This is a genomic window from Bacillus sp. FSL K6-4563 (assembly GCF_038630405.1).
GTDB classification, from domain to species: domain Bacteria; phylum Bacillota; class Bacilli; order Bacillales; family Bacillaceae; genus Bacillus; species Bacillus pumilus.
This window is the reverse complement of sequence record NZ_CP152030.1, coordinates 2,254,229-2,277,708: the sequence shown is the minus strand read 5'-3', so window position 1 is coordinate 2,277,708 and position 23,480 is coordinate 2,254,229. Positions and strand designations below refer to the sequence as shown.

Sequence of the window (23,480 nt, the reverse complement as noted above, 5' to 3'; positions counted from 1 at the left end):
TTTTTTTATGATGGGAGATGATCTGTATGAAAAAGGAGCTTCGCCTTCAAACATTAGCCAAGCTTGATCAAATAAGCGCTGAAGAATTTGAGCGCAGCACGGCTTTACTTCATGAGCACTTATTGCAGCTGCCAGCATGGAAACAGGCGAAAACGATCGCTTTGACGATGTCTAGAGGAAAAGAGATACCGACAATGCCTTTAATTGAAAAAGCGTGGGAAGAAGGAAAAACAGTATGTATCCCTACCTGTTTTCCGAAAACAAAAGAGATGATGTTTTATGAATATACACCCGAAACAAAGATGACACCCAGCTACTTTGGGCTATTGGAACCAGACCCTCAAGTATCAACAGCTGTACATAAAGAAACCATTGATTTAATCATTGTGCCTGGGGTATGCTTCGATCAAAAAGGCTACCGGATTGGATTTGGGGGCGGCTATTATGACCGCTACTTAGCTGACTATCACGGGGGAACCATTGCACTTTGTCTGTCTTTACAGCAAATCAGGCATGTGCCGACTGAAGCGCACGACATACCGGTGTCTATGATTGTCAGTGAAAAAGGCACGTTATATCAAAAGTAAAAGTCCGCTCATTGTCCAAAGAACGGGCTTTTTGTTGTTTCATAAGGTCATGGCATTTTAGCTGATAGGAGGTCCGTTTTGAAAAAATTTCGTGGAAAGAAAAGATACTTCCGCAATATGTGGGAGGAAGTGAATACTTGTGACCTAAAACTCGATCAGGATTCATGGTTTTATTTTTGGCATACGCACTTTGATTTTTTTGGGGTCGGGGAAAATAGCTTAAAAATAAGAAGAGAGCATATCAAAGCCCATATCGCTTTATATCATAGGCTGTTAAAACAGCTTGAAGGCTTTGAAAAGCCATACCAAACATGGATTTGTATTCACGAACATGACCCTGGTTTAGACGCTGTATATGTTCATACACCAAATCCATACGACAATTACTTCCCTCACAAGATAGAAGAGGTAGAGCAGAATTGTAAGCTGCCTCATACGTTCAAGGATTTAATCGATCTTCATCAATTTGACGTTTCTTATGATCAATCTGAGTGTGAAGAGGTCTATTATATTCAATCAAAAGAACAAGGGATTAGAGTGTGAAAGCATATCACATGGTAAGCGATAAAAATGATGGTTCATGCATAAACACATCCTATTTAAGCCACGATACGAACATAGGAGGGAATATGATGAATAAAATGATTTGGAGCATTGTGTTCACATTGTTTGCATTCGTTCTCGTGCAAAATCGTTACCGGCTGATGAATTTGATCTTAGGTCAAAATCAAGTGCGTCACTTTTTTATTAAGTGGCTGATGAAAATCCCATATTTTCGGACGAAATTTATTCGCCAAGCATTCTAATCCCGCAGACGCCGGGATTTTTTTGTTCAGAAATGCGGATCAGAACGATTCTTGTTATAATAATGTAAAAAATGGAGCGCGAATGAATGAATGTCATAGATAGTTTATTTTGGCGAGTTGTTGATGAATTAAGACAAAAAGGGTACGAGATGATTCAAAGTCCGTTTCCAGAAGATGAAATATTTTTTGAAGCACCACGAAACTCAGGGTATGATCTCATCCGTCTATCTAGAAAAGATGTGAATTTTAAACAGGAGATCGTTCGAGATATCGAAGAACAGACGTATCGGATGGATCAGCTGAGAGAGGCCATGCGTAAACGTTCTCTGCATCTCTTACAGCTCCAATTTACAGCTGACGACCCTGTAGATGATTGGGAGGACCTAAACGGTCAACCGCAAAAAAAGCAAAAGGTGACGGTTACACCTGTATTACTGAATGCAGACACTCTTCAACACGACGTAAATGAGCTGCAAAAATGGCTCAATACATCTCTGACAGTGGATGTAGAAGAGGCAAAAAGAGACACAGCTGAAGATGTCATCCAGCTTAAAGTGAGCGTACTTCAAGCATTTGATGATCAGGAAAAGCAGCGTGAACGAGAACGGGCCGTTTTTCAAAATGGCAGACCGATTTTCACCTACCTGTTCATCGCTGTTCAAGTGGTGATGTTTCTTTTACTTGAACTATTTGGCGGAAGTACCAATACGGCAACTTTGACAGCGTTTGGTGCTAAAAATAATGGGCTGATCTTAGATGGAGAATGGTGGCGTCTGATTACACCAATGTTTTTGCATATTGGCTTGACACACTTACTCTTTAATACATTTGCTCTTTGGTCTGTCGGAGCGGCTGTTGAGAAAATTTATGGCTCATGGAGATTTTTGCTCATCTATTTCATTTCCGGCACTTTTGGTTCCATAGCGAGCTTTGTCTTTAATACGGCCATCGCAGCCGGTGCATCAGGCGCGATCTTTGGATGCTTAGGTGCACTATTATATTTGGCAATTTCTAACCGCAAGCTCTTCTTCCGGACGATGGGGACAAATATTATTGTGATCATCCTCATCAATTTAGGGATCGGCTTTACCGTATCAGGTATTGATAACGCAGGGCACCTTGGCGGTCTGGTTGGCGGTTTTTTAGCGGCTTTAGCTGTCCGGCTTCCTAAACAGGTGAAGCCTGTCAAAATGTTTCTTGCTAGTATTGTTCTACTGTTGATTGGTGGTTTTGGATTGTATACAGGGTTTCATTCAGACGATCAAAAGGAAGCGGCAGCAGTAAGTGAGGCAGCAAGTTTATTTGATGACAAGAACTATAACGAAGCAAGTAAACGTCTAGAGGAATATGTATATCAAAAGGATGCATCAGCTGAGGCTCTACATATATATGCACTATCGGAAGCCCAGCTCGGACACCTTGACAAAGCGATTGGATTTTTACAAAAGTCGCTTAAAAAAAATCCAGATGATCCAAATAAACTGTATCATTTATCGTTGTTGTACGTAGAAAAAGGAGAGACAGCGAAAGCAGAGGAACTAATAGAAAAAGGGTTAGACCAAGATCCAAAAAATGATCAATTTTTAAAGCTGAAACAATATATTGAAAACACGCAAACACATTGAATGACTTGACTGAAAGCGCATTTATGAATACGCTTATCCTATCTGTTGATGAGAAGAAATGGTGGAAACAATGAAAACGTTATATGATGTACAGCAGCTGCTCATGAGATTTGGAAATTATGTGTATTTCGGAGATCGTGAAGTGGAATTAGATTTTATGGCAGATGAACTGAAGGAAATGTATACATCGGGCATTATTGACCGGACAGAATGGTTAAACGCAATGACGATTCTTCAAATGGAACTAGCCAAATTAAATCGAAAAACAATGTGAAGGTGGAGGGCATATGATCGGGGATTGGTTTGTAGGAGTTGATCTTGGCGGTACGACAATTAAGCTTGCGTTCATTAACCTATATGGTGAAATTCAGCATAAGTGGGAGATTCCTACGGATAAATCAGGGCAGACGATCACAGTCGATATTGCCAAATCAATTGACCACAAACTAGTCGAAATCAGTATGCCCAAATCAGCGCTGATTGGGATTGGAATGGGTGCACCTGGGCCTGTAGATAAAGTATCTGGGATTGTCTATAAAACAACGAATCTCGGCTGGACAAACTATCCACTCAAAGATCACCTAGAGGCAGAGACCGGACTTCCATCTGTCATCGAAAATGATGCGAATATTGCTGCACTCGGTGAAATGTGGAAGGGTGCAGGCGATGGCGCAAAAAACATCCTGATGGTCACACTTGGCACAGGTGTTGGCGGCGGCATTATTGTAAATGGTGAAGTTGTTCAAGGTGAGACAGGGGCTGGCGGAGAAATTGGCCATATTTGTGCCGTTCCATTCCAAGGAGCACCGTGTAATTGCGGGAGAACAGGCTGTATTGAAACCATTGCATCTGCGACTGGCATCGTCCGGCTTGCAAAGGATAAATTAGTAACAGAGCAGCATACATCTTCACTTGGCACGCTCACTTCGCTGACTGCAAAGGAAGTGTTTAAGGCCGCTGAAAGTGGAGATGATCTTGCCATGCGTGTCGTAGAAGAAGTGACGACTCATCTTGGGCTTGTGTTAGCGAATCTTGCCAGTGCGTTAAACCCAACAAAAATCGTGATTGGCGGCGGTGTTTCAAAAGCAGGTGAGCTCCTTCGCAGTAAAGTAGAACGCGTTGTTAAGCATCACGCATTTCCGCCTTGCGCTGATGATGTCGAAGTCGTGATTGCCTCTCTCGGAAACGATGCAGGAGTCATCGGCGGTGCATGGATGGCAAAAAACAAATGGTTGTCTTAAACAAAAAAGTCATCATGATGTCATTTTTATTAAAAAAAGCGATAGATGGGCATGAAATGAAATGTTTAGCATATTCATAAGTTTGTCATGAGGAAAAAGACATTGATTTTCCAGCACATACAGGATAAGATATAGTTTAGTTATTTTTGAAGAAGCACCAATAATTAGGGTGTATCCCTAGCTTGAGTGCTCGCTTAGCATAAGGAGGTTACAATGCGAAAGAAAAGATTAAAGGCGATTTCATTTTTACTGATTGCGACATTGCTCATGTGGGTCAAAACCTATGTTATCTATAAATCTAGCTTCAATATTAAAATAGAAAATTTCATGCAGGAGTTCATCCTGTTTATTAATCCGCTTAGCTTTATCTTGTTTATCTTCGGAATCGGTTTATTTATGAAAGAAAAAAATCGCAATCGATATATCATCGTGACGAGCTTTATTCTGACATTTATTTTGTTAGCTAACATTGTGTTTTATCGATTCTATAGTGACTTTTTAACCATCCCCGTCCTATTTCAAACAAACAATATGGGTGACCTCGGGTCAAGTATTACCTCTTTAATTGAACCAGTCGATTTTCTAATGTTCGTTGATATTATCATTTTAATGTGGCTCTATAAAAAGCAGCCTTCCTTTAGAACGGATGTCACCATTTCACGAAAAGAACGAGCAGCCTATTATTTATTTGTGGCAGCGACTTTCTTCTTTAACCTTGGTTTGGCTGAAACAGAGAGACCAGAACTGCTCACTCGCTCATTTGACCGTGAGATGCTGGTGAAAAATATCAGCTTATATAATTTCCATATTTATGATGGAGTGCTGCAATCGAAGCAGTCTGCTCAACGAGCCCTTGCTGACAGCAATAGCTTAACAGAAATTGAAAACTATATAAGTGCAAATCAAACCGACCGTAATGAAAAGACGTTTGGTCAAGCAAAAGGACGAAATGTCATTCTTGTCTCACTTGAATCTACACAAAGTTTCGTGATCAATGAAAAACTAAACGGGAAAGAAATCACCCCGTTTTTAAACAAATTAATCAAGAAAAGCTACAACTTTACTAATTTCTATCATCAAACAGGTCAAGGGAAAACATCTGACTCAGAGTTTATTGTTGATAACTCTCTCTATCCACTTGGAAGAGGGGCTGTGTTCTTCACAAATCCAAGCAATGAGTTTACAGCCACACCTGAGCTGTTAAAGGATGAGGGGTACCATTCTTCTGTCATTCATGCGAATAACAAAAGTTTCTGGAACCGTGACCTGATCTACGATAGCTTTGGCTACGATAAGTTTTTTGATATTAAATCATTTGATGTAAATGAAGAAAATTCAGTTGGCTGGGGGCTGAAAGATGGTCCATTCTTCGAACAGTCAGCGGAATTGATGAAATCGATCCCGCAGCCTTTCTATACGAGATTGATTACATTAACGAATCACTTTCCGTTTGATCTAGATGAAGAAGATAAGCTCATTGATGAATATGATTCTAAGAGCAAAACGCTAAACAAGTTCTTTCCTACAGTGCGATATCAAGATGAGGCGCTGAAGATTTTCTTTGAAAAAATGAAGGAAACAGGTTTGTACGAAAATTCCATCTTTGTTTTATATGGGGATCACTATGGAATTTCGGAAAACCATAACGAAGCCATGGGGCAATTTTTAAATAAAGAGATTACGCCATTTGAAGAAGTGCAGCTTCAAAAAGTCCCGTTTGTTGTACACATTCCAGGGATCACAGACCAACATCCAAAAGAAATTGATACGGTAGGTGGTCAGGTCGATCTCCGCCCAACTGTACTCAATCTATTAGGAATTGATACAAGTAAACAAATTCAATTTGGCCATGACCTTTTATCGAAAGATACGAATGATTTTACCGTGCTTCGTGATGGCAGTTTTATTACGAAGGACAGTGTGTTCACAGATGGTGTTTGCTACAATAAAAAAACGGGTGAGCCAAGAGATGATGAGACTGTGTGTCAGTCTTATGAAGAGAAGGCAAAGCAAGAGCTCCAATTCTCTGATCAAATCATCTATGGGGATCTCCTTAGATTTTATGACCGGAATAGCCCGGACCATTCTCCATCCAAAAAAGAAGATGAAACTCAGCTAAAAAAGGCGTCCTAACATACGAGAAAACCTCTGTTATTTTTACATGCAGAGGTTTTCTTTTTTGGTCTGCCGGCTCATATAGTATGAGAGGAGGGATGTAAATGAAGACAACGTCGTTTGGGAAAATTGAATGGCAGCTAGATGGAGAGGAAAAGGATCATGTAGCAAAGCAGTTAGGGATAGGGAATGCAGCTTTCCATTTATCCAATCAAATCAGCAATGAGTACCTCCTTTTACCGGGATATCGACTTCCGGAAGGCATCCATTCATTTTCTTCCATAGGTGAGCTGCAGAAATTTATTGCGCCATACAGGCTGCAGCAATCCGATGATTGGATCAATGGAACCTTTGAATATGATAGTGCTCAATTAGAAGAAGAGTTGAGCCACTTGAAAGCCGCATTTCCTTTTCTTCAAATGAGCATCATAGGTCATTCAGTGCTTGATACACCTATTTATGAAATCCGAACAGAGCCTGTTCAGCATTTACATTCTATTCATTTGAATGCCTCTTTTCATGCAAATGAATGGATCACGACGTCTGTTTTAATAAAATGGCTGAAATCGCTGTGTTTGGCTGCATCTGACCCGGTGCAAGCAAGGCATCATGAAGCCGTTCATATTCTGCGAACCACAGCTCTCTCTATCGTACCATTGGTGAATCCAGATGGTGTGGACCTCGTACGAAATGGACCAGAGTCACTTGGTCTGAGCAGTGAAGAATTCACACCGCTACATGATGGATATGCTGACTATCAGGAGTGGAAAGCAAATATACGAGGGGTGGATTTGAACAATCAATTTCCTGCTTATTGGGAGATCGAATACTACCGTTATGAAACTAAGGCTCCGTCCAATCGAGGTTTTCCTGGGTATCAGCCGCTAACAGAGCCAGAAGCGAAAGCGATGGCAAATCTAGCGTTACGAAAACGCTTTGACAGGCTTGTTGCTCTCCATACACAAGGGGAAGAGATATACTGGGGGTTTCTTGGTCATGAACCAGCCATCTCAAAAGAAACGGTCAAACGATTCGAACAAGTAAGCGGCTATAAACCGGTTCAATATCTTGACAGCTATGCAGGCTATCGCGATTGGTTTATTTATCAATGTCACAATGAGGGGTATACAGTCGAGCTTGGCCTAGGAAAAAATCCTCTTTCCATGAATCAATTTGACACGATCTATGAGAAAACAAAGCGGTTGTTATGGGAAGCATGTAAGTGTTAAAAAGCACCTGTCAGGTGCTTTCAGCGTGTAGACAAACCCTCGCATTCGTTGTCAGGTCTGCGCGCTGGTGCTCACGAATGTTCAATTCGCTCCGCGCCAGTGCTCGCCCTTCCTAGACTTCAAAGGTTTTCTATCACGCTGAAAAGAAGACAAAGTGCTAAAATAAAAATCATTTTAGCACTTTGTCAACAATCTAAAAGCACCTGTCAGGTGCTTTTTACATTTGAACATGAAGCAATTTCTTATTGTCAATAAAAATAATGTTAGGGCAATTGACGAAGGCCAAATTGTGAGCTATTGTGAAAGGTATGGATGTAAAAAAAAGGATATGTTTTAGGGAGATGTCGATCATTGAGTGCTCAAAGCCTGTGGAAAAGGAATTTCACTTACTTATTTATGTCTAAAATGTGCAAAATAACAGCTGATAGTTTATCTTTCAACACCATCTTGTGGCTTTTAGTACTAGGCGGAAAAGGGGCAATTGGAACAGCCTTTTTTATTGCGGTCAGCTTTGTTCCGCAAGCCATTGTTGGGCCGCTAATTACCCCAATGATGAAGCCGCATCAATTGAAATTTTGGATGTGTTTTGCTGATTTAACAAGAGGAGCGATAATTCTTGTGATTGTGGTCAGTTACTTTTATGGTTTCACGCCATTAGCACTTGTTATTGGGTGTATGCTGCTTCATTCGGCAACTGGTGGCTCCTACGAACCGGCGTCTGTATCAATTATTCCAAAGCTTGTCCATGAGGACCTCATACAAAAAGCGAATGCAACTATTCAATCAGCAAGTCATGTAGTCAGGCTTGTGACGGTCACGGTTTGTGGTGTCATGATTGCGTTTGTAGGGGTAGGATATACAATGCTTGTGATTATTCCTCTTTATCTCTTGTCCGCTTTACTTGTATTAATCATTACATATGAAACAGAAATCATCATTGATAAAGCCAAAAAAGGGGTATCATACGGCAAAAGATTGATTCGGGGATTTTCACTTGTGAGAAGGCATCATATTTTGTTCCCATTGGCGATTTTTTGTGTCTGCTCAAACTTTGCTGCCGCACCATGGGAAGCATTGTCTGTTATTTATTTAACAGAGGATTTACATAGTGGACCCGTGATCTATTCATTTATTAAAGTCACAACGGCACTAGGTGCATTCTTGATGGGGTTTGTTTTGACAAAGGTAAAAGTGAACCGGTATGGGCTGCTGTTTATAGGTGCCGGGATTGTTGATGGAATCTCGTTTTTCATCACAGGTATGAACGCATTTTTACCACTTGTGTTTATATCAGCTTTTGCATTAGGTGCCGCCATCAGTGCAGTCAACGTGCCTGAACATACAATGATTCAATTGTCAGTAAAAGCAGAGGATCAGCCGCAAGTGTATGCAATTATCAATATGATTTCCTTCTTCATGATCCCGTTAGGCGCTCTCATTGGCGGCTATATGGCGACATTATTTGGTTCCGGATATGTCATTGCGGCTGGAGGCATCATTGAAGCTGTATCAGGGATATGCCTGCTGCTATTCACAAAAATTGGGAAGGTAGAGAGGGCGGATTTGACGATAGAACGGGACAAACCTTCTTTAAATGCAACGTGAGCATGGCATGATGGATTGCGAATAGGTTACAATGAGGACGAGAAAACATGAGGATTTGAGTGGAAAGGGGCAATAAACATGGCCATAGCAGATGTCACTATCATTCCAATAGGCACGGAAACACCAAGTGTCAGTGCTTATGTAGCAAATGTACAAAGAATTTTAGAAGGCTTTCAAAAAGAAGGGAAAATTAATTATCAACTAACACCAATGAATACATTAATTGAAGGTGAATTATCCGTTTTATTTGAAGTCATTCAGCACATTCATGAAGCACCTTTTGAAAAGGGACTGCACCGCGTAGCGACCAATATCCGCATTGATGACAGGCGGGATCAAACCACAACGCTTACAAGTAAAATAGAAAGCGTGAATAAGCACTTGAATCAATAAAAAAAGCCTGCTAAATGCAGGCTTTCAGCGTGTAGACAAACCCTCGCATTCGGTGTCAGTCCTGCGTGCCGGTGCTCACGAATATCAAATTCGCTCCGCTCCGGTACTCGTCCTTCCTAGGCTGCAAAGGTTTTCTATCAAGCTGAAAAGAAGACAAAGGGCTAAAATCAAGATCATTTTAGCCCTTTGTCAATAATCTAAAAGCCTGCCATATGCAGGCTTTTTAATGTGCAGTTGGATAACCGCTATAGATGATGGTCATGACAGTAAACCAGCCAAAAACCAAAAATGTCGCGCCAGCAAAAGCGATGGCAAGTACGTTCACTTTTTTAAGTGAGCGATAGATCCCGAGTGCAGCTAAAATCGTGACTAGACCAAAAATAATGACGAGCATCATGTGAAAGTCCCCCTTTGTCATCAATCCCCTTGATTTCCTTTCTTTTCATTTTAACCGTTTTCATAAAGCTTGTCGAGTAGATTCCAGTTGACGATTGTTTGAATTTTTATTGTGTAGCCTTCATAATAAAAAAGAATGAATAAAGTAGGTGATGAAAATGAATTGGAGAAGAATGCCACTAGGCTATGTACAAGCGAATGCGTATATTTGGAAAAATGAGCACGGAGAATGTTTAATCTTTGATCCAGGCGGTGAAGCACAAAAGCTAATTTCCTATGTAAAAGAAAAACAGCTCACACCGCTTGCGGTCTTACTGACACATGCTCATTTTGATCATATCGGTGCCGCAGATGAAGTGCGCGCAGAGTGGGGAGTGCCACTCTATGTACACGAGAATGAAAAAGAATGGCTCACGAACGCTGAATTAAACGGTTCAGCTCGATTGATTGGAAATGGAATTACGGTCAAAGAAGCTGAAAAATTAATTACGTCAGAAGGAACTCTTCAAATTGGATCGTTTACATTAGAGATGTTCCACACTCCTGGGCATTCACCAGGCAGTGTGTCTTACTATTCGGCGGAAGAAGGATTTGTGATTTCTGGTGACACGCTATTTGAAGGCGGCATCGGGAGAACAGATTTAGTAGGGGGCAGTCAAGAAGTGCTGCTTCAATCAATTCATAACAAATTATTGTCTTTACCAGAATCAACTCTTGTTTTAAGTGGACATGGCGGAGAAACCACTGTACTTACGGAGCAGGAACAAAATCCATTTATCAATGGCTTTTCTCTTTAAACGTATGAAAAAAAGCATCTCTTTTTATAGAGATGCTCAGCGTGTAGACAAACCCTCGCATTCGTTGTCAGGTCTGCGCTCCGGTGCTCACGAATGTCAAATTCGCTCCGCTCCGATGCTCGTCCTTCCTAGACTTCAAAGGTTTTCTATCACGCTGAAAAGAAGACAAAGGGCTAAAATAAAATCATTTTAGCCCTTTGTCAACAATCTGAGCATCTCTTTTTATAGCGATGCTTTTTTTCAATTAATGTCCGGTACCGGGAACCATGATGAAAATCGAATAATATGTAAATCCGGCAAAGAAAATCGTCAAGTACGCTCCGAAAATGTAAATATACATTCTTTCGGATAAATTCAAGTAGGATAAAAATACAAAAAGAACGGTTTGACCGAAGAACAGCAACGATGCATCTTTCATATGCCCTAAATAGAACATGACAGCAAAAATACCCGTCCAAAAGCCAAGCACGCGGAACATGCGATTCATTTCTTTCCCTCCCCTTAAAAAAACCCCTTTGATTCATATTATAGCTGATCACCACTTGTTATGTAAACATTTACATTTTTGACAACGTGTGAACATTTATTTTACGAGTAGAAAAATTTTTTTGAAAAAGTGATCAAAACGTGTTTATGCTGAAATACATGAGGGTACTTACTCCATAAGAGAAAAGGTTAACGACCTAAGGAGGAAGACTAATGAGTGACATTACTTTTTATTCATACCCGAGCTGCACGTCTTGCCGCAAAACAAAACATTGGTTAAAGGCGAATCAAATTGATTTTAAAGAGCGTCACCTTTTCAGAGAAACGCCAACACTAGAAGAATTAAAAAAGATCCTTTCCTTAACAACAGAAGGAATGGATGAAATTTTAGCCACACGAAGTCAGGCTTTTAAAAGCTTAAATTTAAATATTAATGATTTAAAAGTAAACGAGGTTCTTCAGCTTCTTATTGAAAAACCAAAACTGCTCCGAAGACCAATTATCATTGATGGAAATAAATTAGTAGTAGGCTATAATCCAGGCGAACTCATGAAATTATCAAAAAAGAAAGCGATACATCAATCAGTTTCCTAATAAAAACGAAGATCAGCTGAAACATGCTTCAGCCGTCTTCGTTTTTGTGCTGAACTGGGCTAGCTGGGTTCGAACCAACGATCACGGAGTCAAAGTCCATTGCCTTACCACTTGGCTATAGCCCAATATCAAACGTGTAATGATATTGTTCACCATCTGCGGTCATTTATACATAAAAGTTGTATGTCACGAGTTTTAAGTGAAAAAGGAGCGGAAGAAGTAAATGAAAAATGAAAAATCTAAGCAATTATATGAATTTATCCTAAAAGAAGCCCCCGTCATGACCGAAGAATGGCTGAAAACAAGAACAGAAGAAGGCTCATTATATTCCAAACATGCTTCAGAGGAAACGGAAATGAAGTTGAAGGAACAGAACACAGCGTTTATTCAAACCATTGCAGCAACGCTTGTGACGCTGTCAGACAAAGTAGAAAATCATTTGAAAAAGTGGTCTGTTGATATCGCACGTGATCGAGCCGTTCACGAAGTGCCTTTATATGAAATCATTGGACAATTTAAGATATTTCGTCAGATTTTCTGTTCGAGAATCGAGAAATTCATACTAGAAACTGAGCTTGAAGTGACGCTCCAAGATGTATGCGGGTGGAATCAGCATTTTCATTCAACGTTTGATGATATGATCGAGCGTTTATCAGAGGAATACGACCGCGTGACACTGAGTCAGCTCAATGCACAAAGAGAGATGATTCAGGAACTGAGTGCTCCTGTTATTCCAGTTTCAAAGGAAATCGGAATTTTGCCGCTCATCGGGGAGATTGATACGTACCGGGCCAAAATTATTTTGGAATCCGTGCTAGAACAGGCTTCAAGACTGCGTCTAACGCATTTGTTTATTGATATATCAGGCGTACCGATCGTTGATACGATGGTTGCTTATCAGCTGTTTAAAGTGGTGGATAGTGCGAAGCTTCTAGGCATTGAGACGATTATTTCAGGCATCCGCCCAGAAATTGCTCAAACCGTTGTGAAACTCGGCATTGATTTCTCAAAAGTAAATACAGAACACAGCCTTGCAAAAGCCTTGGAAAAAAGAGGATTTCGTATTTTTGAAGAACAGCCGCAAGAAGCCACATGACTAAAAAACCTGCACTTGTAAAAGTCAGGTTTTTTTATATGCACTTTTTTAAAAAACCACGTTTTCCATCGCAAGCTGATGATTTTTTCGATTGATTAGGCATTAAAATGATAAATTGCTCTTTTGTCAGACAGGTTCCTCTGACTTACAATATGGTCAGAGAAGGGAGTGGACCATTTGTATGGGATTGAATACTTGGGACAAGAGCTGCTAGAAGAAGCATGCCGCATGAGAGCATCTGATGTGCACATTGTTCCAAAGGAAAAGAAAGCGTCGGTATCTTTCCGCGTAGACTCAGATTTAATTCAGCAGCGAACCATTGATAAAAAAAGCGGCGAGCGGCTCATTGCTCATTTTAAATTTTTATCATCCATGGATATCGGAGAAAAACGGAGACCGCAAAATGGGTCATTAGCTGTGATGCTAAGAAGGGGTCAGGTGTTTATTCGGATGTCTACCCTACCAACTGTAAATGATGAGAGCTTAGTGATTAGAATATTACCGCAGGATCATGTTCCAAAAATAAAACATCTGTCACTATTTCCGAAAGCCTCCACCAGGTTATTATCATTTTTGAATCATTCGCATGGGCTCATTTTATTTACCGGTCCAACCAATTCAGGGAAAACAACAACCCTTTATTCATTGATCCAGTTTGCAAAAAAGAATTTCAACAGAAATATTATTACACTTGAAGATCCTGTGGAAACGAGAAATGAAGAAGTGCTGCAGGTTCAAGTAAATGAAAAAGCCGGTATCACATATGCCGCAGGATTACGCGCTATTTTAAGACATGATCCAGATATGATTGTGCTAGGAGAAATAAGAGATGCTGAAACGGCTCGAACGGCAATTAGAGCAGCACTGACAGGCCATTTAGTGATGAGTACACTCCATGCGAAAAATGCAAAAGGAGCCCTTTATCGTATGCTTGAATTTGGTGTCACGATGAATGAACTCGAACAAACGATGGTGGCGATTGCTGCGCAGCGATTAATCGAGCTCACCTGTCCTTTTTGCGGAGAAACATGCCAGCTTTACTGTAAATTAAATCGACCGGTCAGACGAACAAATGTATTTGAACTGCTGTTCGGAAAGGAGCTTCGTGAGTGTATCAAGGAGGCTAAAGGAGAATATGCTCACTCGTCATATGAAACACTGCAAAGATTAATTCGTAAAGGAGTGGCACTAGGCTATTTATCGAAAAACACCTATCATCGCTGGGTTTATGAAGAAGCAAGCCTCTAAAGCATGGTCTAAAAAGGATCAAGCGGAATGTCTATCAAAACTTGCTCAATTGATTCAGGCTGGATATACACTGATTGAGGCATTAACGATGTTGAATATCCAGTTGTCGAACAAGCAGCAGCAACAATTAGCACCGGGCATTCAGTGGCTGCTCGAAGGGGAGCCTTTTTATGTGGTGCTAGAAAGACTCCATTTTCAGCGGGAAGTCATCGCCATTTTAAGCTTCTCCGAAAAGCATGGAAGTCTAGCAAAAGCACTTGAACAAAGCGCACGGTTTTTAGAGAAAAAAATTAAACAGGTAGATACGTTTAAACGCATATTACGTTACCCGATTTTCCTCATCTTTACAGTTTTGATCGTGCTCATACTCGTTCAGCAAATGATTATTCCTCAATTTTCTCTCTTGTACTCCTCGATGGATACCCGAATGTCATGGCTGATTCAAGGTATGTTTGGACTCTTTCAATTGCTGCATGTATCTCTCCTCCTCATCGGCTGTGTGTGTATCTGTCTGACTGGATACTATGCTTTCTTTTTTAGGAAAAAATCTACCCTTGAGAAGCTGAGGGTGATCAGCAGGTTTCCTTTTTTATATAAAGGAATGCGGCTGATGCATACGTATCTTTTCTCTCTACAGTTAAGCGGACTGCTTCAGGCTGGATTATCGATGTACGAGAGCTTGCTAGCTTTTAAGCAGCAAAGCTACTTACCCTTTCTTCAAGAAATATCAGAACAGATGATTAAAGAGTTAAGAAAAGGAGAGAGAATGGCACATCAAGTGAGCCTGTCTCCTTTTTTTGAAAAACGTTTTGCAGCCGTCATCGAGCATGGTGAAGCGAGCGGGATGCTTGCAAGAGAAATGTACACGTACAGTCAATTTCTATTAGAGAATGCAGAGTTGAAAATTGAAAAATGGATGTCGTGGCTGCAGCCGGTTATCTATGGACTGACGGCAATTCTTATACTCATTGTGTATTTATCTATTCTTTTACCAATGTATCAACTGATGGAGCAAGTGTAAGGAGGAGGGCAAAGACATGAATGATAAAGGATTTACTCTGTTAGAAATGTTAATTGTCATGCTTGTGATTTCGATTCTTTTACTTATTACCATTCCGAATATTACTCGTCACCACCAAACGATTCAAGCAAAGGGCTGTGAAGGGCTTAAATCAATGGTGAGCACTCAGGTGATGGCATATGAATTAGAGCACGATGGCAAGACACCATCTTTAGCTGAATTAGAAAAAGAAGGCTATGTTAAAAAGGGATTAACGTGTCCTAATGGAAAAGCGATTGTCATTCAAAACGGCCATGTGAAGCATGAATAAATTAATTTTTCATGAAAAGGGTTTTACCCTCATAGAACAGCTAATGATCTTACTGGTTCTATCAATTCTATTGTCGATCATAGGAGTAAAAATCCCAAATTTAATAGAAGACGCTGAAGCCAAAAAACAAGTGAACATCATGAAACAAGATTTTCAATTGGCTGCTAATACTGCATTTGTCAAAAAAACACGTGTATATGTTGAATTCCATCCGCCACATGTATCGTATCAAGTAATCGATCAAAAGGATGGCGAAGTCATTGCTTCTTTTCAGCAACAAAAGGGAAGCATTCAGGCTTCTACATTTCCACAAGGTATCTATTTTAATGTAAACGGACATCCAAGCAGCGGCGGGTCTCTCATCATTCAATTTGGCAGTCAAACGTATAAGCTCACGATCTATTTAGGAAGCGGGCGAATCCATGTTCAAAAGCAATAGAGGGTTTATTACGATAGAAGCGCTGTTTGCTTGTCATATCTTCCTATTTGCAGCCCTTGTGCTTATGCCGGCCTATGAAAAAATCATAATAGGGAAAAATGAAGTAAGAGCCAAACTTGAGGCTTATCAAATTTTGCATGAACAGATGAATGAATCGTTCATAGAGGGTACAAGATCTTCTGTCAAAAAGAAGCGAGGCGACATCACATATGTATTCAATTGGAGTAAAGAGAAGGGATGTGTATCATACAACATACAAAAAAAGCAGACCATATGCTTTCACCAGGTTGCTGAACGGTGAACAAGGTTTTACCTTTGTCCAGGCTTTATGGCAATTGCAGCTATTTTTGTTCCTTTCTTTTGGCTGTGTACTGATCTTTTCTACAGCTGAGAAAGCCCGTCCTTTTGAAGAGATTAACCGATTTTCGCAAATGGAGTGGAAACAGACTGTTCTGCAATTAGATGAGGAATTAAGCCGAGCAACGGCTGTTCGATCGGTGCAAGGAGGTAAAGCGTTAGAGTATGTATCTGATCAAGGGCGAGTCGTAACGATTGAGCCATATCAAGAGATGCTTCGGAAGCGAATGGATCAAGCAGGCCATCTCCCTTTATTGCAAAAGGTGAAAGAATTTCGCGTGAGAACAAATCAGCATAGAGCTATCCTTAAAGTCACAGATGAGTCTGGTAAGGTGTATGAAGCTGTTTTTTTCATATATAAAGGGGTGGTTCCTACATCGTGAAAAGGGAAGGAGGATTTATCTATCCGCATGTACTGGCTGCAATTCTATTTTTTCTCTTGATCCTAGGGGCGATGACGATAGGGTTTCAAAAAGAGCTGAGAAGTGCAGAGCTGACGATTTCGTTTTATAAAAAACAGCAGCTTTTCAGGGTGGGTGCGAGTGAAGCTGCCCGTACATTCCATCGTTTGTGTGAACAGCAGCAAACTCATATTCACACTGAAGAAGGCCGCGTGACATTAAAGAAGATAACATGCGATCAAAAGAAAAAGCGTATCCACATGTTAGTCAGGGTGAAAACAAAAGATGGTTTATCAGATGAACGGGAACTCGTGCTGAATTGGAAGACCCGTGAAATCATGAAATGGGCAAACCGTGAATAGCCAGTGTATAAAATGATCCTCTTCCTGGTAACACTTGAAGAAAGAAGAGGTGAATGTGCTTGAAAACAAATGACTATGTAAAATATATGACACAGGAAATCATTAAATATATGAATACACCACGTGACGAACGGAAAGAACATAAACAAGAGAGAATGGAAACGAAACCGCCATTTTCACAGCGTTTATTTGGGGTTCTGCCGTTTGGGTTTTCAATGATGCTAAAAAAACGTAAGCGACATCGACAAAAGTAAAAAGCCGCCAGCAGAGGCGGTTTTTTTATGCCCCATTAGCTGTATTCTTCCACAACAATCACTTTATTGACCTTGTTTGAGTAAGGGTTATAAGAAATAGTGACAAATACCCCAAATTCTTTGGTGTGGTCTTTTAACGTAATATGATACTGTTTCACAGATTCCTTCTCACGATGACGGTCCCATACTTTTTGTTTGAATAAGACTTGCGTTAGCGGATATCGTTTCTTTGCTTCTTTGACTGCCCGCGTTTCCCATTGATCTGCGGCGGCAGTGAAACCTCTCGCATCCGCAGGATTGGCGTCTTGTATCATAGGACCCAACAGTAAACTGAGCATGATTATCATCTTTCCATATTTCACTTCACATCACCTCACCTGCTATTATTCTGACCAAATGCTGCACTTTTATGTAAATTTTTAAGAAGTACAAATGTCACACAAAAAAATATTGAATACGGCGAAAGAATGAGAAAATGGAAGAATTTTCTCGTAATCATTCTTGTTTAAGAACAAAATGGACTAATTTGACGTTTTGGGTTTTATAGGTATTTCCTTATACTGTATGTAATCGTTCTTATTAAAGAACAATCGTTCAAGGAGTTGGAGAATGAATGAAACAGTCGTTCTTTGTACTTTTTTGTGCCATTTGTTTGATTTTCACGTCACTCTTGATCTCAAAAACGAACGCTTCTTTTAACGATATTGAGCACTCAAATTTTGTCATGAAAACATGCGAAAATTTTGAACAGACGGACCAGCATTGTCAGCCTTCCAAATGGGATAGAAGTCATTTGGAGCTCATTGATCAAACGATGATCAAAAGAACAGTCTGCGCGCCTCAAAGCTTGAGCATGACATTAAAAAATAGTGGACAACCTATTGCACACTCTGAATGGAAATGGGAATTACATAAAGTGAAAAGTGAGCAGAAGCCGTTACAAGATGGTCATATTCTTGAAAAAGGCTCTATACAGTCCCTTCTTTCTCAACAAACAACGACTGTCACGACAGATAAAGCAAAAACGAATGGAATCTATGTGTTTAAAATCTATTACCCTAAAGGTTTTGAAGGATCTGGAGAAGCATTTATATGGTCTAAACATATGCAGCTCGCAAAGTGTCAAGAAAAGGCATCCTAAATGGAGCTGTCTTCTAAATGAAACAATGATAGGCGAAGGGGAGAAGAGGTCATGAAGAAATGGATGAAGATGTCTGGAAGTATTCTTTATGTGGTGGTGTTCACGGTGATGATTGCATGTATTATTGTCGTATTGTCATCAAGAACTACAGGGGGAGATCCTCAAATTTTCGGTTATCAATTCAAGCAAGTATTATCTGGCTCAATGGAACCAGAATTTTCGACTGGCTCACTCATTGTCGTAAAAGAAGTGACTTCACCGGAGGCACTTAAAAAAGGGGATATTATCACATTTCAAACGAAGCAGGACCAGTCTTATGTGACCCACCGAATTGTTGGGGTGAAAGGAAAGGGAGCAAATAAAGCCTTTGAGACGAAAGGTGACCACAATATGTATCAGGACGGCACGCTAGTAAAAGCGGATCAGGTGGCTGCGCAGTATACGGGTGTGACCATTCCATATGCAGGAAAGCTTCTTTCGTATGCAGGGACTTCGGCTGGAACCGCGTTGCTGCTCATTATACCAGGTGTGATGCTGCTCGTTTATTCGACTCTTCATTTTGTAGGCGCTGCAAAACACCGAAGACACACGGCCGATTTACAGATGTCAGAGGAACAAGCTTAAATTTTCGTTTGTAACCTAATTAGGTTTCAATAAAACAATTTATTAGGGGGTTCATTCATGGCAAAGAAAAGATCAATTCGTTTAGGTGTATTATCAGGGGCTTTAGGCCTGGCATTAATTGGTGGGGGGACATGGGCGGCGTTTAACGATGTAGAAACGGCAAATGCGGTCTACTCGACAGGAGAGCTGGATTTATCTGCAAAAGAGAACTCCGGCGCCATCAACCTTTCAAACTTAAAACCTGGTGATCGCATCAAGAAAGAATTTAATTTTGAAAATAAAGGATCACTTGCGATCAATCAAGTGCTGATGAGTCTTGATTACAGCCAGTTTCAAGATGGAGCTTCCTCGAAAAATGGCGGTAAGAATACAGCTGAAGAATTTCTCAGTCAGTTTCAGGTGAGTGTTCTGACGGTTGGAGCCGAAGGTGGAAATGGTTATCCGAAAAATATTATCTTAGATGCTGCAAACCTGCTTGACTTGCATGAACTAACGGCAAAACAGGATCAGACTGCATTTGAAAAGCTTCGTCATGCCGTCGATGAGAAGTTTTTACATGAAAGTGGGAAGATTAATGTAGCAACTGTTGATGGAACAGTGGCTCCAGAGTATGACGGCATACCAAAGAACCCGTTTGATTACGATAAAATGGAAATGATCATTGAATTTGTCAATGACCAGACGAAGGATAAAGCTGGTCACTATATCCAAAATAAATACCAAGGCGATGCGATTCAAATTGATCTTTCCTTCGAAGCGACTCAGTGGAATGGTTTAACGATCAATCCCAAAAAGCATACGGATGAAAAAGGCTACGTGAAAGAAAACGAAAAAGCACACAGCGAAGATAAAAAATAAAGTCAGTCTTTAGACTGATATCAAGTTCTGCATAGCAATTGGAGGAGTATGCGCTAAAATGTGCGCTTTACTCCTCTTCTTGCTTTTTTCTCCAGATTTGATAATCTAAAAATTCACGAAATTGCTTTTTCGAAACCCCTGATGTCATTGCATCTCGAACTAGTTTTTCCCATTCACTATCTAATTGACCATCGTATTCGGTTTCATCTTTTTCGTGTAACAGTGTATGAACCGAGACGTCCAGAACAGCGGAGACTTTTTCAAGAAATTGAATGGAGGGGTTTGTTTGCAAGTTTCTTTCTATTGAGCTTAAATAAGACTTCGCTACCCCAGCCTTTTCGGCCAGTTCTGATAGTGAGTAGCCTTTTTCATTGCGGTATTGTTTAATACGCTGGCCAATCAATGTCATCACCTTCCTTTCGATATTATAGCACATTCAGAAAGGTTTGATAGAATGACTTCTTACCAGAGGGTGAGACTCAGAGGACTTTTCACTTGATTTGAGGAATTGACGGACTTCTTCTACTGTTAGCCCTGCTTTACGAGCTTCAAGTAATAATTGAACCCATTCACTGTCTAATATGTTCGTTTTCTTTTCCATACAAATACCCTCCTAAAATACTGAATCATGTATTTCAGGCACTTAACGCATGAAATGGAAAGACACAGGTGGTAAGACCTCATAGTTTGCTTGCGTCATTTTTCCGCCCAATACAAACAGACAAACGTTGCTTTTGGCTGATCGAAAATTGTACGTCACATGAAAGGGAGGGGACCTATAGGTCAACCTCCTCTTTTTTGCTGTAAGTAAAAAAGTCCGCCATTTTCAATCGTTAGACTGATTTTTGGTTCGTATAAAGTTTTGAGTGCTTGTCTTTCTATTTCATATTCTACAGACGTGTCTGAAGTCCCTTCATAAAATTGGTTTAAAAGTTCAGTGTCTTCTTTCCATTTTTGAACAGCTCTTACCGCCCAATCATCTGGTTCCTCATGGGCGTAATGCTCCATTAAACTGTAGAGCCGTTTGACGCCGCTTTCTGGCTTGATCATTGTACTCATCGTAAAGCAGTAATCGGGAATTTGAGATGACAGCTCACGGGTTTCCAGCTTTTCTTGAAATTGTTCAACGACTTCTCCGCGTATTAGATGAAGTCCTAGTGATAAAAGCTTATCCTTCTTTCGATCTGCCAGATAAGAAATTTTCACATTGAGACCAAGCCAGGGCTCGAGTGCGATCTGGTTGGCCATGAGCGGGGTGACTCGTTCATAGAGACGGATAAATCGGCCCTGCTGCTTGATGGCTTCAAAAATTTGGAATAAACGAGGGGAGCCGAAGTGGATAAATTCACCCTCAATGGTATCATCCACTTTTTTTTGATCGGTGATGAGGGTCAATTGCCGCGGCTCCGGAACACCACCAGTTTTTTCAAGCCAGTGCCAATAAAAAGGGCGGTTCATAATCAATTTATCCATATCGATGGTTAGTTGTACGGTCATATGTCCAGCACTTTCTTCTAGTATGTCGCATTGATTTGCCTGAAAGAAACGGAGAAGAAAGGTATGTATGTCACGCTGCTTCATTGATCAACTCTCCTTTATGAGCCTTGCTGTCTTTTTTCTAAAAGCGGTGTTTTTGCTTCTGTTAAATAGGAAGCAAACTGAGTTAATTTCTTTTTCATGTCACCGTCTGATTCGTGCTGAAAGAGAATCTGATGCAGTTCTGATTCGGCATCTTTGATATCGATTCGCGTTAAAATATCATCTAGATCGCCAATGACGTTTTCAAACAGCTGAATTTTTTCATATAAAAGCTTTAAGATGTGTTCCTCAACGGTACCGTTAGTTGCCATATTGTAAATGTGGACATCTCGCTCTTGTCCAAGGCGGTGGATACGTCCAATCCGCTGTTCTAAACGCATCGGGTTCCACGGAAGATCGTAGTTGATGATTTGGTTACAAAACTGAAGGTTGATTCCTTCGCCGCCGGCTTCTGTAGCAATTAACACTTGCGCCCGTTCTCTAAATAAATCTTTCATCCAATCCTTTTTGCCCCGCTTAAAGCCGCCCCGAAAAGGAACGGAGCTGATGCCATTTTGCTGAAGAAACCATTGTAAATAAATTTGTGTCGCGCGGTATTCGGTGAAAATAATGACTTTTTCATTTAACTGTTGAATAAGCCTAACGACTTCAAGCGCCTTTGTGTTTTGCTGCACTTGATTGATTTTCTCCATAATTTCCGCTATAGCAGAGGATCCAAGGATATGTTTTTCATCTTCCTGCATTTTTTTAATTGTCATATAGACCGCCTCGCGGCTTGAACAGCATTCTCGTTCCAAGGTCATGATGGAAAACATATGTTTAGTATAGGACGGGTTCTCTTTCAGCTTGCAGATTTCATCATATAATGCTTGTTCCGTCGGAGAGAAATCAATGGAAATCGTTTTGACATGCCGTTTTGTCCACTCGATGCCCGTGTCTTGCCTTCGGTTACGAATCATTACTTTATTCACAAGCTGTTTTAAACGATCATGGTCTTCTAGCTGTAAATCCTTTTTGGCAAAGACATCTTTAAACTGATGTTCATTCCCTAGGTGACCTGGCTTCAGAAGGGAGACAAGATTAAATATTTCTCCAATACGGTTTTGGATAGGCGTCGCTGTCAGCAGCAAGCAGAATTTCTTATTTAGATTTCTCACAAATTCATAGTTTTTCGTTTTATTGTTTTTCAGTTTGTGTGCTTCATCAATAATGACCATATCGTAGGCAATGGATAAAATAGTGTCTCGATGCGGCTGTCTTTTGGCTGTATCAATGGAGGAAACCACGACGTCACACTGCTCCCACACATAGCTCTTTTTTTGTTCGACAGCATCAATATAAAATTTCGTCCGCAGCTCCTGTACCCATTGAGATACGAGAGAGGCGGGGACGAGTATGAGAATTTTTTTGGCAAGTCCACGAATCATGTATTCTTTGATAATAAGTCCTGCTTCTACGGTTTTTCCAAGTCCCACTTCATCTGCTAAAATGGCTTTTCCGTTCATCTCTTCTACGACTCTTCTGGCTACTTCAAGCTGATGTTTTAAAGGCGTGAATGCAGGCAAATGGGCAGGAGCTTGCAGTCCTTCAAATGAATCAATGGCTGTGACTTTTTGGACCTGCGTCGCTAAACGGTACATTTCCCAGTTCGCCCAGGGTCCGTCTCCTGCAAGCCGCTGCTGAAATTCACTTGCCCAATCCTGATCAAAAATCGTTTGAATATTCAATGTGGTCGCCTGCCTTTCTAGTAGGTTGAGGATAAAATTGTTCTGTATTTAAACGCTTCATTTTTTAAGAGGTCTTGAAAAGACTAGATATTTGAATAAAAGCGAACGATAATGAATGGTTGTTTAAAAAATGTTAATGATTTTTCTGTTGCTCTTCATCCGTTTCTAATGGTAGGATGTTGGTAAGTGATCTAGCAAATAAGTCACCCATTTTGATAGTATGTCCAAT

General features: G+C 40.5%; 31 protein-coding genes and 1 tRNA gene. 24 read left to right on the top strand and 8 right to left on the bottom strand.

Annotated features, from left to right (window positions below; all coding sequences use genetic code 11):
- Window positions 1-26: 26 nt before the first annotated feature.
- The 10 genes from MHH54_RS11450 to MHH54_RS11405 all read left to right on the top strand — a co-directional run bounded on the left by MHH54_RS11450 (window position 27) and on the right by MHH54_RS11405 (window position 9,601).
- The gene (locus MHH54_RS11450; RefSeq protein ID WP_106032759.1) at window positions 27-587 is read left to right on the top strand and encodes a 5-formyltetrahydrofolate cyclo-ligase; all 561 of its coding nucleotides are present in this window, start codon (window positions 27-29) and stop codon (window positions 585-587) included.
- A 78-nt stretch (window positions 588-665) separates the two neighbouring features.
- On the top strand, window positions 666-1,130 hold the full coding sequence (locus MHH54_RS11445) for a hypothetical protein (RefSeq protein ID WP_003217369.1): 465 nt from the start codon (window positions 666-668) through the stop codon (window positions 1,128-1,130).
- 89 nt (window positions 1,131-1,219) lie between these two features.
- Window positions 1,220-1,393: a hypothetical protein gene (locus MHH54_RS11440; protein WP_017367602.1), complete on the top strand. Its 174-nt coding sequence runs from the start codon at window positions 1,220-1,222 to the stop codon at window positions 1,391-1,393.
- Window positions 1,394-1,479: 86 nt separating this feature from the next.
- A complete protein-coding gene (locus MHH54_RS11435) occupies window positions 1,480-3,018 on the top strand; it encodes a rhomboid family intramembrane serine protease (RefSeq protein ID WP_342500261.1) in 1,539 nt (512 codons plus the stop codon).
- Between the two features lie 70 nt (window positions 3,019-3,088).
- Window positions 3,089-3,292 (top strand): YqgQ family protein, encoded by a 204-nt coding sequence (locus MHH54_RS11430; protein WP_034620832.1) that lies wholly within the window; start codon window positions 3,089-3,091, stop codon window positions 3,290-3,292.
- Between the two features lie 13 nt (window positions 3,293-3,305).
- On the top strand, window positions 3,306-4,259 hold the full coding sequence (locus MHH54_RS11425) for an ROK family glucokinase (protein WP_003217302.1): 954 nt from the start codon (window positions 3,306-3,308) through the stop codon (window positions 4,257-4,259).
- A gap of 213 nt (window positions 4,260-4,472) precedes the next feature.
- Window positions 4,473-6,392, top strand: coding sequence for an LTA synthase family protein (locus MHH54_RS11420; protein WP_003217406.1), 1,920 nt, complete (start codon window positions 4,473-4,475; stop codon window positions 6,390-6,392).
- A gap of 86 nt (window positions 6,393-6,478) precedes the next feature.
- On the top strand, window positions 6,479-7,603 hold the full coding sequence (locus tag MHH54_RS11415) for a M14 family metallocarboxypeptidase (protein ID WP_003217367.1): 1,125 nt from the start codon (window positions 6,479-6,481) through the stop codon (window positions 7,601-7,603).
- A 351-nt stretch (window positions 7,604-7,954) separates the two neighbouring features.
- On the top strand, window positions 7,955-9,208 hold the full coding sequence (locus MHH54_RS11410) for an MFS transporter (protein WP_003217413.1): 1,254 nt from the start codon (window positions 7,955-7,957) through the stop codon (window positions 9,206-9,208).
- A gap of 78 nt (window positions 9,209-9,286) precedes the next feature.
- On the top strand, window positions 9,287-9,601 hold the full coding sequence (locus MHH54_RS11405; RefSeq protein ID WP_342500260.1) for an MTH1187 family thiamine-binding protein: 315 nt from the start codon (window positions 9,287-9,289) through the stop codon (window positions 9,599-9,601).
- Between the two features lie 223 nt (window positions 9,602-9,824).
- On the opposite strand, the gene MHH54_RS11400 is transcribed toward MHH54_RS11405, so the two are convergent.
- Window positions 9,825-9,998, bottom strand: a complete 174-nt coding sequence (locus MHH54_RS11400; protein WP_003217333.1) for a DUF2759 domain-containing protein — start codon at window positions 9,996-9,998, stop codon at window positions 9,825-9,827.
- Between the two features lie 157 nt (window positions 9,999-10,155).
- Between MHH54_RS11400 and MHH54_RS11395 the strand changes: the two genes are divergently transcribed.
- A complete protein-coding gene (locus MHH54_RS11395) occupies window positions 10,156-10,794 on the top strand; it encodes an MBL fold metallo-hydrolase (protein ID WP_003217463.1) in 639 nt (212 codons plus the stop codon).
- 244 nt (window positions 10,795-11,038) lie between these two features.
- Here the strand turns inward: MHH54_RS11395 and MHH54_RS11390 are convergent, their stop codons facing one another.
- Window positions 11,039-11,281 carry a DUF2626 domain-containing protein gene (locus MHH54_RS11390; protein WP_003217440.1) on the bottom strand — a complete coding sequence of 81 codons (243 nt, stop codon included), beginning with the start codon at window positions 11,279-11,281 and terminating at the stop codon, window positions 11,039-11,041.
- Between the two features lie 212 nt (window positions 11,282-11,493).
- Between MHH54_RS11390 and MHH54_RS11385 the strand changes: the two genes are divergently transcribed.
- The gene (locus MHH54_RS11385; protein ID WP_003217382.1) at window positions 11,494-11,874 is read left to right on the top strand and encodes a Spx/MgsR family RNA polymerase-binding regulatory protein; all 381 of its coding nucleotides are present in this window, start codon (window positions 11,494-11,496) and stop codon (window positions 11,872-11,874) included.
- A gap of 54 nt (window positions 11,875-11,928) precedes the next feature.
- On the opposite strand, the gene MHH54_RS11380 is transcribed toward MHH54_RS11385, so the two are convergent.
- A tRNA-Gln gene (locus MHH54_RS11380) sits at window positions 11,929-11,999 on the bottom strand.
- A gap of 98 nt (window positions 12,000-12,097) precedes the next feature.
- Here MHH54_RS11380 and MHH54_RS11375 point away from each other — a divergent pair.
- The 9 genes from MHH54_RS11375 (at window position 12,098) to MHH54_RS11335 (ending at window position 17,362) form a co-directional block, all read left to right on the top strand.
- Window positions 12,098-12,970 (top strand): STAS domain-containing protein, encoded by an 873-nt coding sequence (locus MHH54_RS11375; RefSeq protein WP_003217438.1) that lies wholly within the window; start codon window positions 12,098-12,100, stop codon window positions 12,968-12,970.
- 177 nt (window positions 12,971-13,147) lie between these two features.
- On the top strand, window positions 13,148-14,218 hold the full coding sequence (comGA, locus tag MHH54_RS11370; RefSeq protein WP_003217401.1) for a competence type IV pilus ATPase ComGA: 1,071 nt from the start codon (window positions 13,148-13,150) through the stop codon (window positions 14,216-14,218).
- Window positions 14,199-15,239: a competence type IV pilus assembly protein ComGB gene (gene comGB, locus MHH54_RS11365; RefSeq protein WP_113387139.1), complete on the top strand. Its 1,041-nt coding sequence runs from the start codon at window positions 14,199-14,201 to the stop codon at window positions 15,237-15,239. The genes comGA and comGB overlap by 20 nt, the downstream gene beginning before the upstream one ends.
- 16 nt (window positions 15,240-15,255) lie before the next feature.
- Entirely contained in the window at window positions 15,256-15,549 is a 294-nt protein-coding gene (comGC, locus tag MHH54_RS11360; protein WP_003217322.1) for a competence type IV pilus major pilin ComGC, read from the top strand.
- A complete protein-coding gene (gene comGD, locus MHH54_RS11355; RefSeq protein ID WP_003217424.1) occupies window positions 15,542-15,988 on the top strand; it encodes a competence type IV pilus minor pilin ComGD in 447 nt (148 codons plus the stop codon). The genes comGC and comGD overlap by 8 nt, the downstream gene beginning before the upstream one ends.
- Entirely contained in the window at window positions 15,972-16,289 is a 318-nt protein-coding gene (comGE, locus tag MHH54_RS11350) for a competence type IV pilus minor pilin ComGE (RefSeq protein ID WP_321999339.1), read from the top strand. Before comGD ends, comGE begins: the two co-directional genes overlap by 17 nt.
- The gene (gene comGF / locus MHH54_RS11345) at window positions 16,198-16,728 is read left to right on the top strand and encodes a competence type IV pilus minor pilin ComGF (RefSeq protein WP_226803663.1); all 531 of its coding nucleotides are present in this window, start codon (window positions 16,198-16,200) and stop codon (window positions 16,726-16,728) included. The genes comGE and comGF overlap by 92 nt, the downstream gene beginning before the upstream one ends.
- Complete coding sequence (comGG, locus tag MHH54_RS11340; RefSeq protein ID WP_003217479.1) at window positions 16,725-17,108, top strand: competence type IV pilus minor pilin ComGG; 384 nt, start codon at window positions 16,725-16,727, stop codon at window positions 17,106-17,108. The genes comGF and comGG overlap by 4 nt, the downstream gene beginning before the upstream one ends.
- A gap of 59 nt (window positions 17,109-17,167) precedes the next feature.
- Window positions 17,168-17,362: a YqzE family protein gene (locus MHH54_RS11335; protein ID WP_034620826.1), complete on the top strand. Its 195-nt coding sequence runs from the start codon at window positions 17,168-17,170 to the stop codon at window positions 17,360-17,362.
- Window positions 17,363-17,397: 35 nt separating this feature from the next.
- Here MHH54_RS11335 and MHH54_RS11330 read toward each other — a convergent pair whose 3' ends face one another.
- Window positions 17,398-17,676 carry a DUF3889 domain-containing protein gene (locus tag MHH54_RS11330; protein WP_003217457.1) on the bottom strand — a complete coding sequence of 93 codons (279 nt, stop codon included), beginning with the start codon at window positions 17,674-17,676 and terminating at the stop codon, window positions 17,398-17,400.
- Between the two features lie 299 nt (window positions 17,677-17,975).
- On the opposite strand from MHH54_RS11330, the gene tapA reads away from it, so the two are divergent.
- From tapA to MHH54_RS11315, 3 genes are read left to right on the top strand one after another with little or no spacing between them, the layout of a single operon-like run.
- A complete protein-coding gene (tapA, locus tag MHH54_RS11325; RefSeq protein WP_321999338.1) occupies window positions 17,976-18,503 on the top strand; it encodes an amyloid fiber anchoring/assembly protein TapA in 528 nt (175 codons plus the stop codon).
- Between the two features lie 51 nt (window positions 18,504-18,554).
- Complete coding sequence (locus tag MHH54_RS11320; RefSeq protein ID WP_003217306.1) at window positions 18,555-19,127, top strand: signal peptidase I; 573 nt, start codon at window positions 18,555-18,557, stop codon at window positions 19,125-19,127.
- A gap of 57 nt (window positions 19,128-19,184) precedes the next feature.
- On the top strand, window positions 19,185-19,985 hold the full coding sequence (locus MHH54_RS11315) for a TasA family protein (protein WP_003217403.1): 801 nt from the start codon (window positions 19,185-19,187) through the stop codon (window positions 19,983-19,985).
- Between the two features lie 67 nt (window positions 19,986-20,052).
- Here MHH54_RS11315 and sinR read toward each other — a convergent pair whose 3' ends face one another.
- The 4 genes from sinR to MHH54_RS11295 all read right to left on the bottom strand — a co-directional run bounded on the left by sinR (window position 20,053) and on the right by MHH54_RS11295 (window position 23,251).
- Window positions 20,053-20,388: a transcriptional regulator SinR gene (gene sinR, locus MHH54_RS11310; protein WP_012010555.1), complete on the bottom strand. Its 336-nt coding sequence runs from the start codon at window positions 20,386-20,388 to the stop codon at window positions 20,053-20,055.
- Between the two features lie 33 nt (window positions 20,389-20,421).
- Complete coding sequence (locus MHH54_RS11305; protein ID WP_003217357.1) at window positions 20,422-20,586, bottom strand: anti-repressor SinI family protein; 165 nt, start codon at window positions 20,584-20,586, stop codon at window positions 20,422-20,424.
- Between the two features lie 182 nt (window positions 20,587-20,768).
- Window positions 20,769-21,566, bottom strand: coding sequence for a YqhG family protein (locus MHH54_RS11300; protein ID WP_321999337.1), 798 nt, complete (start codon window positions 21,564-21,566; stop codon window positions 20,769-20,771).
- 14 nt (window positions 21,567-21,580) lie between these two features.
- Window positions 21,581-23,251: an SNF2-related protein gene (locus MHH54_RS11295; protein ID WP_106035385.1), complete on the bottom strand. Its 1,671-nt coding sequence runs from the start codon at window positions 23,249-23,251 to the stop codon at window positions 21,581-21,583.
- Window positions 23,252-23,480: the final 229 nt, after the last annotated feature.

What these genes read in the sequence shown, in the direction of transcription:
- MHH54_RS11450 (WP_106032759.1), top strand. Translation starts at nt 27, where the DNA reads ATGAAAAAGGAGCTTCGCCTTCAAACATTAGCCAAGCTTGATCAAATA.
- MHH54_RS11440 (WP_017367602.1), top strand. Translation starts at nt 1,220, where the DNA reads ATGAATAAAATGATTTGGAGCATTGTGTTCACATTGTTTGCATTCGTT.
- MHH54_RS11435 (WP_342500261.1), top strand. Translation starts at nt 1,480, where the DNA reads ATGAATGTCATAGATAGTTTATTTTGGCGAGTTGTTGATGAATTAAGA.
- MHH54_RS11430 (WP_034620832.1), top strand. Translation starts at nt 3,089, where the DNA reads ATGAAAACGTTATATGATGTACAGCAGCTGCTCATGAGATTTGGAAAT.
- MHH54_RS11425 (WP_003217302.1), top strand. Translation starts at nt 3,306, where the DNA reads ATGATCGGGGATTGGTTTGTAGGAGTTGATCTTGGCGGTACGACAATT.
- MHH54_RS11420 (WP_003217406.1), top strand. Translation starts at nt 4,473, where the DNA reads ATGCGAAAGAAAAGATTAAAGGCGATTTCATTTTTACTGATTGCGACA.
- MHH54_RS11415 (WP_003217367.1), top strand. Translation starts at nt 6,479, where the DNA reads ATGAAGACAACGTCGTTTGGGAAAATTGAATGGCAGCTAGATGGAGAG.
- MHH54_RS11405 (WP_342500260.1), top strand. Translation starts at nt 9,287, where the DNA reads ATGGCCATAGCAGATGTCACTATCATTCCAATAGGCACGGAAACACCA.
- MHH54_RS11400 (WP_003217333.1), bottom strand. Translation starts at nt 9,998, where the DNA reads ATGATGCTCGTCATTATTTTTGGTCTAGTCACGATTTTAGCTGCACTC.
- MHH54_RS11395 (WP_003217463.1), top strand. Translation starts at nt 10,156, where the DNA reads ATGAATTGGAGAAGAATGCCACTAGGCTATGTACAAGCGAATGCGTAT.
- MHH54_RS11390 (WP_003217440.1), bottom strand. Translation starts at nt 11,281, where the DNA reads ATGAATCGCATGTTCCGCGTGCTTGGCTTTTGGACGGGTATTTTTGCT.
- MHH54_RS11385 (WP_003217382.1), top strand. Translation starts at nt 11,494, where the DNA reads ATGAGTGACATTACTTTTTATTCATACCCGAGCTGCACGTCTTGCCGC.
- MHH54_RS11375 (WP_003217438.1), top strand. Translation starts at nt 12,098, where the DNA reads ATGAAAAATGAAAAATCTAAGCAATTATATGAATTTATCCTAAAAGAA.
- comGB (WP_113387139.1), top strand. Translation starts at nt 14,199, where the DNA reads ATGAAGAAGCAAGCCTCTAAAGCATGGTCTAAAAAGGATCAAGCGGAA.
- comGC (WP_003217322.1), top strand. Translation starts at nt 15,256, where the DNA reads ATGAATGATAAAGGATTTACTCTGTTAGAAATGTTAATTGTCATGCTT.
- comGD (WP_003217424.1), top strand. Translation starts at nt 15,542, where the DNA reads ATGAATAAATTAATTTTTCATGAAAAGGGTTTTACCCTCATAGAACAG.
- comGE (WP_321999339.1), top strand. Translation starts at nt 15,972, where the DNA reads ATGTTCAAAAGCAATAGAGGGTTTATTACGATAGAAGCGCTGTTTGCT.
- comGF (WP_226803663.1), top strand. Translation starts at nt 16,198, where the DNA reads ATGTATTCAATTGGAGTAAAGAGAAGGGATGTGTATCATACAACATAC.
- MHH54_RS11330 (WP_003217457.1), bottom strand. Translation starts at nt 17,676, where the DNA reads ATGATACAAGACGCCAATCCTGCGGATGCGAGAGGTTTCACTGCCGCC.
- tapA (WP_321999338.1), top strand. Translation starts at nt 17,976, where the DNA reads ATGAAACAGTCGTTCTTTGTACTTTTTTGTGCCATTTGTTTGATTTTC.
- MHH54_RS11320 (WP_003217306.1), top strand. Translation starts at nt 18,555, where the DNA reads ATGAAGAAATGGATGAAGATGTCTGGAAGTATTCTTTATGTGGTGGTG.
- MHH54_RS11315 (WP_003217403.1), top strand. Translation starts at nt 19,185, where the DNA reads ATGGCAAAGAAAAGATCAATTCGTTTAGGTGTATTATCAGGGGCTTTA.
- MHH54_RS11305 (WP_003217357.1), bottom strand. Translation starts at nt 20,586, where the DNA reads ATGGAAAAGAAAACGAACATATTAGACAGTGAATGGGTTCAATTATTA.
- MHH54_RS11300 (WP_321999337.1), bottom strand. Translation starts at nt 21,566, where the DNA reads ATGAAGCAGCGTGACATACATACCTTTCTTCTCCGTTTCTTTCAGGCA.